This window comes from Streptomyces sp. NPDC111656, from assembly GCF_055656965.1.
In genome coordinates this window covers 1-12,485 of sequence record NZ_JBVKCA010000052.1, presented here as the reverse complement: position 1 = coordinate 12,485, position 12,485 = coordinate 1, and the positions used below count along the sequence as shown (strand labels likewise).

General features: G+C 68.9%; 9 protein-coding genes and 2 pseudogenes. 5 read left to right on the top strand and 6 right to left on the bottom strand.

The window, feature by feature from the left end; genetic code table 11:
* Positions 1–429: 429 nt before the first annotated feature.
* On the bottom strand, positions 430–726 hold the full coding sequence (locus ACZ7M3_RS52085) for a DUF7336 domain-containing protein (RefSeq protein ID WP_472073768.1): 297 nt from the start codon (positions 724–726) through the stop codon (positions 430–432).
* Positions 726–1,037, bottom strand: a complete 312-nt coding sequence (locus ACZ7M3_RS52080; protein WP_472073766.1) for a hypothetical protein — start codon at positions 1,035–1,037, stop codon at positions 726–728. The genes ACZ7M3_RS52085 and ACZ7M3_RS52080 overlap by 1 nt, the downstream gene beginning before the upstream one ends.
* Before the next feature lie 159 nt (positions 1,038–1,196).
* Between ACZ7M3_RS52080 and ACZ7M3_RS52075 the strand changes: the two are divergent.
* Positions 1,197–2,574 (top strand): annotated as a pseudogene (locus ACZ7M3_RS52075) (IS1380 family transposase).
* 1,174 nt (positions 2,575–3,748) lie between these two features.
* Here the strand turns inward: ACZ7M3_RS52075 and ACZ7M3_RS52070 are convergent.
* Positions 3,749–5,110, bottom strand: coding sequence for a hypothetical protein (locus tag ACZ7M3_RS52070; protein WP_472073764.1), 1,362 nt, complete (start codon positions 5,108–5,110; stop codon positions 3,749–3,751).
* 259 nt (positions 5,111–5,369) lie between these two features.
* On the opposite strand from ACZ7M3_RS52070, the gene ACZ7M3_RS52065 reads away from it, so the two are divergent.
* Positions 5,370–6,371, top strand: coding sequence for a hypothetical protein (locus tag ACZ7M3_RS52065; protein ID WP_472073762.1), 1,002 nt, complete (start codon positions 5,370–5,372; stop codon positions 6,369–6,371).
* Between the two features lie 172 nt (positions 6,372–6,543).
* Here the strand turns inward: ACZ7M3_RS52065 and ACZ7M3_RS52060 are convergent.
* The 3 genes and pseudogenes from ACZ7M3_RS52060 to ACZ7M3_RS52050 form a co-directional block, all read right to left on the bottom strand.
* Positions 6,544–6,960 (bottom strand): annotated as a pseudogene (locus tag ACZ7M3_RS52060) (ATP-grasp peptide maturase system methyltransferase); the annotation flags it as partial.
* A 37-nt stretch (positions 6,961–6,997) separates the two neighbouring features.
* Positions 6,998–9,307, bottom strand: a complete 2,310-nt coding sequence (locus ACZ7M3_RS52055; protein WP_472073760.1) for an FtsX-like permease family protein — start codon at positions 9,305–9,307, stop codon at positions 6,998–7,000.
* On the bottom strand, positions 9,304–10,014 hold the full coding sequence (locus tag ACZ7M3_RS52050; RefSeq protein ID WP_472073758.1) for an ABC transporter ATP-binding protein: 711 nt from the start codon (positions 10,012–10,014) through the stop codon (positions 9,304–9,306). The genes ACZ7M3_RS52055 and ACZ7M3_RS52050 overlap by 4 nt, the downstream gene beginning before the upstream one ends.
* A 210-nt stretch (positions 10,015–10,224) precedes the next feature.
* Here ACZ7M3_RS52050 and ACZ7M3_RS52045 point away from each other — a divergent pair, with 210 nt between their 5' ends.
* From ACZ7M3_RS52045 to ACZ7M3_RS52035, 3 genes are all read left to right on the top strand, one after another.
* Positions 10,225–10,992: a sensor histidine kinase gene (locus tag ACZ7M3_RS52045; protein WP_472073756.1), complete on the top strand. Its 768-nt coding sequence runs from the start codon at positions 10,225–10,227 to the stop codon at positions 10,990–10,992.
* A complete protein-coding gene (locus ACZ7M3_RS52040; protein ID WP_472073754.1) occupies positions 10,989–11,708 on the top strand; it encodes a response regulator in 720 nt (239 codons plus the stop codon). Before ACZ7M3_RS52045 ends, ACZ7M3_RS52040 begins: the two co-directional genes overlap by 4 nt.
* A gap of 373 nt (positions 11,709–12,081) precedes the next feature.
* Positions 12,082–12,441: a hypothetical protein gene (locus tag ACZ7M3_RS52035; protein WP_472073752.1), complete on the top strand. Its 360-nt coding sequence runs from the start codon at positions 12,082–12,084 to the stop codon at positions 12,439–12,441.
* The last annotated feature ends 44 nt before the right edge of the window (positions 12,442–12,485 follow it).

Sequence of the window (12,485 nt, the reverse complement as noted above, 5' to 3'; positions counted from 1 at the left end):
GCATCAGCGTGCTGTTCGCGATGCTCCGCGACGGCACCTTCTATGAACCCAGAACCCCACGCCTCGCTTGACGAAAGACATAGAGGCACCCCCCGCCGAGGCGTCACGCCGGTCACCGTGCCGCTGCAGAGCAACCAGCCCCCTGCGGACTGCGCCGCCAGCTGACTAGCTTCGCGCTTTCACGAAGCAGGCTGTCCGAGGGCTGATCAGAAAACGGAAAGTGCGCTTGACCTGTAACGATGGGACTTGCTGAGGGTCCTCTCGACTGCAAGGGAAAGAGCACTTTCCAGGTGACAGAGCCTACCGGGTAGTACCCGCGCGTCCGTGTCCAGGGAGACGGCCGCCAGATGGCCTCGCAGGCCGGTTCGGTCCTGCTACGGAGTCGGCGGACCGTCGAGAAGAATCGCGACTGGAGGCAGTGGTGCCTGCTCAGCCGTCGGTTGGTTCGCCGACGAGGAATCCTTCGGCCCAGTGGGTTTGACCCATGGTGTACTCGTGCACGTGGAAGCCGTTGGGATGGTCCCTGAATCCGGGTAGGGTGCGCGCCTGCTCAATGCGTTGTTCCGCCCGTTGCCGGCTCGAGTACAGGCCGAGGAACGTGAAGCTGTCCTCGCTGTCGTCCCAGAAGAGCGGTTCGCCGTCTTCCATGAAGTCGACGGTGGTGGGAGCACCCGGCTCGTCCGCGAAGTGATGCCTGTGCACCAGGAGGTAGAGCGTCCGGTCCATCAGTCTCGCCTAAGCCCTTCGGGGTACACCGTGACGAACCCCTGGTTCCACAAATCCTCGTCCACCGTCACGGGTGCGATCTCGAAACAATCAGGTTCGTCCCGGAACCCTGGAAGCTTCCTGGAGATCTCCCGCTGCCTCTCCGCGACTGCCTGGTCCGGGTAGATGCCGATGATCCTCCACTCCTCCTCGTCCAGGTGGACGGTGCCGTCCGCATCGAGATGGATGACCCGTTCGTCCTGCTCCACCGCGAGATGGCGCGCGTGCCACAGCACGTAGAGATCGCCGTCAGGTTCGTGTTCGTCTGTCATCGCGGGAATCCTCCCTTGCTGGTGTGACGCTCGGGGGCGGCAGAGTTCGCGCCCCATATTGTGTCCGGTGGGTGATCAGAAACGCGAAGAGTGCTCCTGACCTGCAACGATGGGACTTGTCTAGGGTCCAGGTCGTCACAGGAAAGAAACACTCTCCAGGTGAAGAAGCGTATCGGGTCCTGCCCGCGTGCCCGTGCCGAGGGCGGTGGTCGCGGGGTGGTCTCCCAGGCCGGTGGTGTGCTGCTGGTCAAGACGATCCGCAAGACCGGCCTGGACCAGGCGATATCGGCGGCGCTGGCACCGTGGCGGAAGCCGAGGGCGGTGCACGATCCGGGGAAGATGCTGCTGGATGTGGCGCTCGCGGTCGCGCTGGGCGGTGACTGCCTGGCCGACGCCGGGATGCTGCGGGCCGAGCCGGCCGTGTTCGGGCCGGCGGCCTCCGATCCGACGGTCTCCCGACTGATCGACACGCTGGCCGCGGCCGGTCCGAAGGCCCTGACGGCGATCAGGACCGGGCGGGCACAGGTACGTGAACCTGTCTGGAAGTTGGCCGGAGCCGCGGCGCCGGATGCCGGCGGGCAGGTGACCGTGGACCTCGACGGGGTGCTGGTGATCGCGCACTCCGACAAGCAGGATGCTGTCCCGACCTGGAAGCGGACCTACGGCCATCACCCGCTCATGGCCTTTGTCGACCACGGCCCGGGCGGCACCGGGGAACCCGTCGCGGCCCTGCTCAGACCCGGCAATGCGGGCTCGAACACCGCGTCCGACCACATCACCACCACCCGCCTGGCCCTGGCCCAGCTGCCCAAGAAGTACCGGCGCGGGCGACAGACCCTGATCCGCACCGACTCCGCGGGCGGCACCCACGACTTCGTCGCCTGGCTCGCGCAGCGCGGACGCTGGCTGTCGTACTCGGTCGGCATGGTGATCACCGACGCGATCCACCAACAGGTGCTGAAAGGTCCCCGCATCTGCCTGGACCCCGGCCGTCGAGGCGGACGGTGAGATCCGGGACGGCGCCTGGGTCGCCGAGCTCACCGGTGATGTCCTGGCCGGCTGGCCGAAAGGTATGCGGCTTGTCGTCCGCAAGGAAAGACCGCATCCTGGGGCCCAGTTGAGGCTCACCGATGCGGACGGCATGCGCCTGACGTGCTTCGCGACGAACACCATCGACCTGCCGATCGCCGTACTCGAACTCCGTCACCGCCTGCGGGCCTGGGCCGAGGACCGTATCCGGGCCGCCCGGGCCACCGGCCTGCGCAACCTGCCCCTGCACGGCACCGCCCCGAACCGTATCTGGCTCGAGATCGTGCAGATCGCGTTGAACCTGCTGGCCTGGATGCCCATGCTCGCGCTGACAGGAAAGGCCCGGCTCTGGGAACCCCGCCGCCTGCGGCTCCGCCTGTTCACCGCGGCCGGGCAGCTCGTCACCACCGGACGCCGGCGGATCCTCCGCCTCGCGGCTCACTGGCCCTGGACCCACGAGATCACCGCAGCACTCGACCGGCTCGCCCAACTCCGCGCCCCAGACTGACCAGCCGTCCAGCCGTCCCGACGACCAGCACCACCCCACCCGGAGCAGTGGAACCCGGCGCCCACCCGACGCGACACTCGGGCCACCACGATGCCCACCATCAGCCACAACAAACGAAACGGTCCACCGACTCCGTCGGTGGACCGTCATGCAAGATCGAGGCTAGGACAAAGACGGAACGCACAAAGGCCAGGCCTCATTTGAGGCCGGCCTTTGTTGTCTCCACAGACGACCGCATCGGAGCCAGGCCGACAGTACTGTGACCGGAAACGATCACCGGTGCGGCCGGTCAGCGGGGCAGGGGGCGATGATGTGGGGATGCCCGCCAGCTCACGCGCCCATTCGTTCAACGCGGCCGCTGACCAGTACGCGGCCAGCCTGGCCAGGACCATCTACGTGCACTGACCCGGTCACCGCGTCCTCAAAACCCGGGTGAGCCCCGCTGCCCACGCAGACGGCGCGGCGGTGACGGGCCGGAATCACCGCTTCGAGCATCGGCTCGCTGATGCAGAGCGACATCGGCGAGGCGAGCGACGAGCTCCGCTCCGCCAGACCACGCGCGGCCGATGCCTCACGGGGGTATGCATCGGCCGCGCTGCGCTTCTCCTGCCGTTCACGCCGACACACAAAGGGCCAGAGGGCAGGACTGGCGTCTCCTCCAACGGGATCGGCCGCCCCGGGCCCTGGGGGCCACTCCACACGAACCGGTTCGCACGAGAGGCAGGCCCCGAGCACCCAGCCGCGGGTCCGCTGCCTGATCGCCGTTTCCAGCGCGGGACGGGCTCGGCCTTGCCGCGATCTGGTTCGCGAGGCGGCAAGACCCGCAGTGGGGTGGGGCCTTGCAGGCCGAGGGCTTCATCAGCTGCCTACGTGTCGTGGCCCTTCGCCCTCGGGTCTACCTGGGCCTGGTTCTCGGCCCGGAAGCAGGGGCCGGCTGCGGTGCTGCCTCCCCTTTCGGGCAGTTCGCTTAATTCACCCGCGGACAAGATGGTCTGTCCGATTTTGAGGTTGCCGCAACCGAACAAAGACTACCCGATGGTCACATCATGTGGTCATCGGGTCGCCTTGTGTAGTTCCGGGACGTACCCCTGCCACTGCGCCTGTGTGAGCCGCCTCGTGCGCGACGGCAGATCCGTGCGGCATCAAGCACGGGTCCGCGGGATGGGAAGGCTGGTCACGTGAGCGGCGGTTGACTTCCTGTGCTTCTCGCGGCGGCTCGCACGGCGCGCTCGACTTCGAACCGGTTGAGGCCTTGGGAACGCGCGTGCCGAGTTACCGCGCCCTGGGCTGCCTGCGCTGCTTCGAACCAGATGCGCCGCTGCTGGCCGCGCTCTTCGTGATCGCTCAGCTGCTGAAGTGCCTGCTGCTCACGGTCTGAAGCCCTCTGAAGCGCGATGAGATCTTCAGGGATTCGCGCCCTCTCCCCCGTGCTCTGGTCAGGGCTGTTCGATTGTCGCGACTGACCGTGGGTGGCCGCTTCGATGGCTGGCTCAGTGGGCTGGGCGGGCAGCAGGTTCGGCAATGCAGCGGGAGGCTGAGCCCCCGATGGTGCGGAGGTGGTGGAAGATGCGATCGCAAGGTCGGGACGGCAGGTAGGACGGTTATAGCTGGCCCTGGACGGAATCTGTACGTCTTCCGGGACGTCGGGGAGCTGGGTGTCGTCGCTCAGCAGGTCGTTGTAGCGGTTCTGGTCTGTGCGGGTGACCCAGAAGCGGTGCAGCTTGGTGACGGTACGGAACTGGATCGGCACGATGGCGCCGGCTGCGGTCCTGCGGACCAGGTCGTCGAAAAGCACGTCCTTGGGGACGGGCGTGGCGTGGTGCTTGCCGCAGCGGCGCACGCCGTGGGGGCAGGGGTAATCGGCGTGGAGGTCGCAGCGCCAGAAGTCGAACTTGCGGAAGCCTGAGATGATGCGCAGGTCGCCGGTCTTGGCGATGACATGGGCGGGGAGGTTATTGCTGCGGGTCCAGTGCGTGTCGTGGCGTTGGGCGTAGTCGGCTCGGTCGGTGTGCCAGGCCGGGGTGATGCCGTTCTTCTCTGCCTTGGCTGCGCGGGAGCGGGCGCTGCGGGGTCCGTCGGTGCCGGCCGAGGAGAGCTGGACCTCCCAGCCGACGCGGAGTCCGTCGGCTCCTTCGATGAGGGTGTCGGTCTGGATCCAGCTGCGGCCCCCCCGGGTGCGAACCTCGCTGTCGCCGTGGAAGCCGCCTTCCTCCGCAGCACGCAGGATGCGCGCCTGGTAGGCCTTGTGCTCGTCGCTGACAGGGACGATGTGCCGGTCTTCGTCCTCCCGCCGTTCATGGACTGCTTCGCGGCGCCCGTTGCGCATGCGCAGGTACATCGGCGCGACAACACCGGCTTCCCGGCACACCCCTCCGCACTGCAGATCTCGCTCAGCCACAGAAACGGCTCGAGCGGAGTACATCCGGTCCATGCCGTAGACCATGTCCCACAGACCCTCGTGTTCCTCGTGTCCGAGATCATCCAGGGTCAGATCCAGATGAATGCGCAGCTTTGTGTGCCAGACGATGTTGGCCACCCACTACCACCGTTTCTTCGAGAAATGCCGTCAGATCCAAGGTAGGACGCGGCACTGACAACAGACAGGGAGCAGACGCACCAGCCCCAAAGGAACCAGCCACGGACCATCCAGCGCATCGGGGTGCTGGCATCGCAGGCCCGGGCGGTGCGCACTGGTCTGTGCGCACGAGCCCGGCGAAGGGCTGGAAACTGCCGCGTCAGCCGATTCCCGTCTGGGGAGGGATGGGTGGCTGACCGGTCGACGGCGAGGGGGCTGTGTGGCACGGCGAGACTTCGAGAAGATCCTGAGCGAACTGGGCGAGATACGAAGGACGGTGGACGACCGCGCCATCGGACTCGCGGCGTTGCACAACGACCAGGAAGACCTGCGCCGCAAGGTGCTGGAGACCGTCCTGCAGGGCACCACCGGTCTGCGTGAGGAGAACCGGGAGCTGCGGCGCCGCCAGGAGAAGATGCTCACCGACCTGGCCGACACCCGTAGCGGAGTCGAGGCGCTGCGGCGCGAGCTCGCGCAGGCCTTCACGCACATAGTCGGCGTGCCCGTGCCGTGGGCCGCCGATGACAGCGCGTCAGCGTTCGAACTGCTGCAGCAGCACGAGCCGCAACCGCTGGAGGCTGCCGACGTCGACAGCAGCAACGGGTGGAGGGGAGAAGCGGTGCACGAGGTCACAGGCCCGGCCGACGAGGGTGACGACGAACGAGAAGAACAGCGCGACGGGCAACCGATCTCGGGCGAGGCTCCTGAAGCCGCTGCGGAGCCGGCGCCCGGCGCATCGGCCTCAGCTCCGCCCGGACCCGCCGCGGCAGAGCCGCCTCCGGATACTGCGATCGCGTCCTCGGAGGAGGACGAACAGCGGCGGAAGGAGGACCACCGTCAGCACATAGAGAGCGTGCTGTCGGCGGCGGCCATTGCCTCCGCCCGGGTGATCTGTCACCGGGACACCTGGTCGTTCCTGATTGAGCAGACCTCCCAGCACCCCCATTTCCGCCTTCCCGAACGCATCAACGACCTGGACGACGGGAAGATCGAGACGTTCCTGTCCGGCCGCTCGGTGCTGGCCGTCCAGGTCACCATGCGGAAGGTCCGTGACGACCATCTCGCGGGCGATGAGCACATGGCGACGTGGGCACTGGCCGCCGCGGTCTACATGCGCACCCAGCTGGCCGTCAAAGACACCGCGCACGCCCGGCCTGACAACGCGGGGGTCACCACCATCGTGTTGGACGACCGTCCCATGACCATCGGAGAGGCGGCCTGAAGCAGGCCGGCATCCATCGGCTCACCCCCGCCTACGCGGGGAGGACAGCACGCCCCGCCAGGCATCGGCATTGCTCCGACGGCTCACCCCCGCCTGCGCAGAGAGGACACTTCGTGACCTGCAGCATTAGGAACGCTTTGCGATTACGTCCTCCCCGCGCAGGCGGGGGTGAGCCGGCCCGAGCATGCAGCCAGAACGTCTCCGGTCGGCCGGCGGTGTCGTAGGCGCTCAGGATCGTCTCGATGCGGTCCCACAGCTTGAGCGGGCCGCCTTGGCGCAACTCCCATCCGCCGCCGTACGGGGTGAGGGTGGCGGCGGAGCCGGTGACGACGTCGACCAGGTGCACCACCTCCCCGACTTCTGTCATCTGTGCGTCCGGCACCGCAGACTGGGCGAGGAACTGCAGGTGGAATGCCTCCTCGGTCGCGGCGCTGATCCGCTCCGGGCTGCGCCGGGCCGCCTGCCCCTTCTCCGGGAGGCCGGCGGCCCAGTGGGCGGGGTTACCGAAGACGGGGGCGGTGTGGTTCCGCGCGGACATGAAGGAGACCGTGCCGCCCAGCAGCTGGCCCTCGGCGGTGCCGTCGGCTGCCTTGGGCCGGTTCCAGATGCTGGTGCTGACGGGTGATCTACTCGGTGTGCAGCACCGAGGCGATGGTCATCCGGGCCGCCGACCGGGCCGGGACCAGGGCGCCGAGGACTGCGATCGCCACACCCGCCATGAGCATCGCGGCCAGCTGCGGCGCGTGCCACACATCCTTCATAGACGCGGGGAAGTCGACCACCCCGACGTTGTCTACGACGAGGCGGTGCGCCACGATCCCGAGCGGGATGCCGAGCAGCCCGCCGACCGCGCCCAGCCCGGCGACCGAGGTCACCGTCATCACCACCACCTGTCGGGGGGTCATCCCGATCGACTTGAGCATGCCCAGGTCCCGGCGCCGCTCACGGGTGTTCAGGAGGACGGTGTTGAAGACACCGAGCGACGCGACGAGCGTCAGCAGCACCGTGAACACCGTCGAGAAGGTGACGACGGTGGTGGTGCCGGCGTTGCCGGAGTCCATCACCGACGCGTGCAGGCCCGGGTCGAGCGCCGCAACCGCCTCGGCATAGGCACGCGCGTCAGCGCCGGAGGCGAGCCGTACCGTGTACTCGGTTGCGTGGGCGTCCGGTGCGAGTTGGGCGAGGGTCCGCCAGGTGGCCTCCAGGGCCCGGGCGTTGCCCTCGATGAGCTGGCCCACGACGGTCGCTGTGATCTTCCTGCCGTTCAGCTCCAGCGTGACCCGGTCACCGAGCTTCAGGCCGCGCTGTGTCAGGAAGGCCGGCCCGGCCACGATCTCGCCCGCCGCAGACGGCGCCCGGCCCTTGACGATGGTGTGGTCGTACAAGGAATCGTCGCCGCGGTAGAAGTCGGCGAAGACGGGCTGGGTCTGCCCGGTCATGTTCACCTGGGACAGCGCGCGGGCCCGCACCCCCTCCGCACCCGGCAGGGACCGCAGCCGTTTCTCGATCTGCAGGTCACTGAGCCGGGATGGGGTCCGGTCGTTGCCCGACCCCCCGGTCGTCACGTGGATCCTGGCGCCTCCGTCTTCCCGCCCGACATTGCCGTACGCCACCATGGTGCTGGTCAGTCCGGTCGACAGGGTCACCGTGGTGACCCCGAGGACGATGGCCGCCATGGTCAGCAGGGTGCGGCTGGGGCGGGCGAACGGCTGGCCGAGGCCCAGACTGACCGGGCGCGGCAGCCGGGTGCCGCCGAGCATCCGCTGGACGCGCAGCCCGCGCCCGGTCCGCGGCGCGCCGCCCGCGCTGATCGCCCGTGCGGCGGGCAGCCGGTGGGCGCGCAGGGCGGGGACCAGCGCGGCCAGCAGGACGAGGGCGGGCATGCCCACGAGGCAGGCCACGGACACCCACGGGCTGATGTCGCCGACCGAGGCCCGGCCCACGTCGATGCCGGTGAACGCGACCTTCAGGATCGGCCGGGCCAGCGCGTTGCCGGCCAGCGTTCCCAGCAAGCAGCCCACCACCGCCGGTACGGAGAGCATCGTCAGGTAGACGGCGACGACCTGGTTCGGGGTGAAGCCCAGGGCCTTGAGCACCCCGATGTGCCGGTACCCCGAGACGACCGCCCCGCTGACCACGTTGCCGACGATCAGGGTGGAGACGAGCAGGCCGAGGATGCCGAAGAGCGTCATGAACGGGAGGTAGGAGTCGGCCAGCGCGGAGAAGGCCCGCTTGAGGGTGAGGTAGGTCTGTGCGCCGGTCAGCGACTCCTTGGGCAGTCCCGTGGTGGCCCGTGCCAGCGAGGCGCTCAGCCGGGCCTCCGTCGAGGAGTCCGTGAAGCGGTACAGCATCTGGGCGGAGGTCGGGTGCAGTGCGGCCATCTGCTCGGGCGAGACCCAGGCACTCGCCGACTTGCTCATGCTGGTGGCGAATCCGACGACGGTCAGCGTCGTTCCGCCGGAGGCCTCCAGCTTGGTGCCGAGGAGCGCGGTGCCGGGGGAACCCTGGGCGGACCAGTTGACGACGATCTCGCCGGGTGCGGTGGCCCAGTGGCCCTCAAGGAGTTCGATCCGGTCTACGGGGCCTGCTGGATCGGCCCGGCCCACCACGGTGAGCGTGCCCCCCGCCATCCAGAGCCAGTCCTTGGGGATGTCGACGACGGCTTGCCCGAACGGTCCGGCTGCAGTCTCCACCCCGGGCTGCCGGGCGGTCCGCGCCAACTGCTCCTGCGAGACCTTCGTGGTGTCGAAGGTCGCCACCGTATGGGCACCGCGCTGCGCGGCGTAAGCCTTGTCGAAGGGGCCCGAGGCGGCGCTCAGCAGCACCAGCGCGAGCAGGACGGTCGTGGTGGAGCAGAGCACGACGAGCCCGATGACGAAGGTCTGGAGCCGGCGGCGCTTCACGGCCGCGCGCGAGGCTCTCCATACGGCGCTCACGCGGTCGCCTCCAGCGTGCTCTCGCGGGCGACCCGGCCGTCGGCGACTTCGATCAGCCGGCTGGCGCAGCGGGTGGCCAGATGCGGGTCGTGGGTGACGATCAACAGGGTCTGGCCGATCTGGTTGAGGTCGATCAGCAGATCCATCACCTGTTCGCCCGACCGGCTGTCGAGGGCGCCGGTCGGCTCGTCGGCAAGCAGCAGGGCCGGGCGGTTCATCAAGGCCCGTGCGACGGCGACACGTTGGCGCTCGCCGCCGCTGAGCGTCGCCGGATAATTGTTCCGGCGCTCGGAGACACCGAGTTCGTCCAGGAGCTCCAGGGCACGGCGTCGCGCCTGCCGGGCCGGGGCGCCGGTCAGCTGCGCGGCCAGCGCCATATTGTCCAGGACCGGCAGATCGTCGATGAGGTTGAAGAACTGGAAGATCATGCCGACGTTCCGCCGCCGGAACAGCGCCAAGCCGGTCTCGTTCAGTTTCCCGAGGTCATGACCACGCACCTCGACTGTGCCCGAGGTCGGCCGGTCCAGGCCGGCCACCATGTTGAGCAAGGTGGACTTGCCGCAGCCGGAGGGGCCCATCACGGCGACCGCGTCCCCCGCCGTGATCTCCAGCGACAGGCCATCCAGGGCCTTCGCGTCGCCGTACTCCTTGTGCACGCCGTCCAGCCGCACCACCACTTGCCGAGCACTGTCGTGATCAGTTGTCATGGCTCGAACTTAGGACGGAGTCCGCGGACGAGGCGTCGCCTCCCGGATGTATCCGTCCGGGCAGCTCATCCTGGGGATGTACGGAGCTGCATCCGGGGGCTGATGTGGGGCGCGTCGAGCAGCTGCGAAGATGATCCGGTGTGGGCCTCTGGGACGATCTGGTTGGTCATTGCCCTGGCGGCGGCAGTTGGCGCCGCCGGGTGTCTGTGCGTGGCGGTGGTCCGGGCGCGGCGGCTGCACCAGGCGGCCATCGAGGAGCGCGGCTGGCTGCTGAAGCGGGAGCGCGAGAGCGCGACGCGGACCGCGGTTGACGCCGAGCGGGCCAGGATCGCCACCGAGCTCCACGACATCGTCAGCCACAACGTGAGCCTCATGGTGGTCCAGGCCGGGGCTGCCCGCGAGGTGCTGGCCACGATGCCGGACGAGGCCGCGGCCGCCCTGAGCGCCGTCGAGACCGCCGGGCGGAACACGATGACCGAGCTGCGGCACCTGCTCGGCCTGCTCGCACCCGCGCAGAACGGCGACGACGAGCCCTACGGTATGGACTTGTCACCACAGCCGAGCTTGAGCCGACTCAGCCCGCTGATCGACCGGATCGCCTTTGCCGGCCTGCCCGTGGAGATGCGGATCTCGGGCGAGCCGCGCCCACTGCCGACCGGGATCGACGTCACCGCCTACCGGATCATCCAGGAGGCCCTGACCAATGCCCTCAAACACGGGGACGGAGCGAAAGCCGAGGTGACGGTGCGATACGCGGACCACTCCCTGCGAGTCGAGGTGCTGAACAGCGGACCGAGCATCCTGTCGGGCAGCCAGCCCGCGCGGAGAGAGCCGGTCCCGGGCCAGGCGGACGGAACGGGACGCGGGCTGCTCGGCCTGCGGGAGCGGGTCGCCCTCTACGGTGGCGACCTGGACGCCCGCCGCCGCCTCGGCGGCGGCTACCGCGTCCGCGCCCGGATCCCGCTGGACCGGCCATGACGACGCACACCGAATCCGCCCCTCGTGTCGTGATCGCCGACGACCAGGAACTGGTCCGCACCGGCTTCCGCCTGATCCTGACCGCCCGCGGCATCGACGTGGTGGGCGAAGCCGGCGACGGAGCCGAGGCCGTGGCCGCCGTGCGGAGGCTGCGGCCCGACGTCGTCCTGATGGACATCCGCATGCCCACCATGGACGGCCTGGAAGCCGCCCGCCGCATACTCACGCAGTCCCCGGACTGCCGGGTGATCATGCTGACCACCTTCGACCTCGACCACTACGTCTACGCCGCCCTCGCCGCCGGAGCCAGCGGATTCCTGCTCAAGGACGTCACCCCCGCGCATCTGGCCGCCGCCGTACGCCTGGTCGACACCGGTGACGCCCTGCTCGCACCCTCGATCACCCGCCGCCTGGTGGAGCGCTTCGCCCCCAGCGCCCCCAGAACCGGTTCGGGTCTCGCAACGCCGGCCGTCCACCGAGACCTGGCCGCGCTGACGCCGCGCGAGCGCGAGGTGCTGACGCTCATGGGGCGGGGTCTTTCCAATTCCGAACTGGCGCGGGAACTGACGCTCAGTGAGGCGACAGTGAAGACCCATGTGGCCCGGATTTTCGCCAAGCTGACCCTGCGCGACCGGGCCCAGGCCGTCGTCCTCGCCTACGAGACAGGACTCGTCTCACCGGGCGAGTCCGCTAACACCGCCAACCCCCGCCGATAGCCAGCAATCTGGCGATCAAGCATGAATCAGCCAGAGTACGCAGTTTGGTGTCACATGAGGTGACACTTCGGCTCGGCGCACTGTTCGGAAACGGTCGTCTGCGGAACGTGATCTTTAATGTCAATGTCCGAAGTCGCCTGCACGGGTGAGCTGGGGATTCGTCGCCACGTGCAGGGGCCTGTGGACCTCCGGGCGCTTCGGAGCCGCCTGCACTACGGTCGATTTGGCCGTAGTCGCGTGCGCGACGGAGGGTTCCCGGGTGGCGGGGGGGGGCGGCGAATGCCTCGCGGAGGCGCCTGGGCGCGCAGGTAACTGCGCTGGTGAGTCCGACCACCGGTGTGGTGGCTGCACACCTTCGGCGTGAACGGCTGGCTTGCCCTCATTGCTGCGCTGCCTCCGGCAGCAGGACATCGCCGAACGCCTCGGTCTGAACCAGTCCGTCGTCTCCTGCGTGATCGGCCAGCTGCGGGACAAGGGCACAGTGCTGATCCACCCGCTCCTGGCTGGCTACACATCGCTCGCCCACATGGTCAACCACCTGAAGGACCCCGACACGTTCGTGTGGCCGTTGAACTTCCCCACCGGCGACATCCGGCCCCCGCCGGCCCGCGACGCCCGGACAGGCACCGACTTCGACCCGGACGGCGGCGAGGACGCCCCGGCCCCCGAGGCCCGGCCTGAGGTTCCGACTTGTATGGCGGTAGCGGAGCGCGGTCGGGTTGGCCGCTCGTAGCGTCTCCGTAGGACGCCGGATCGGATGGCTCGTGAGGTTCCTGC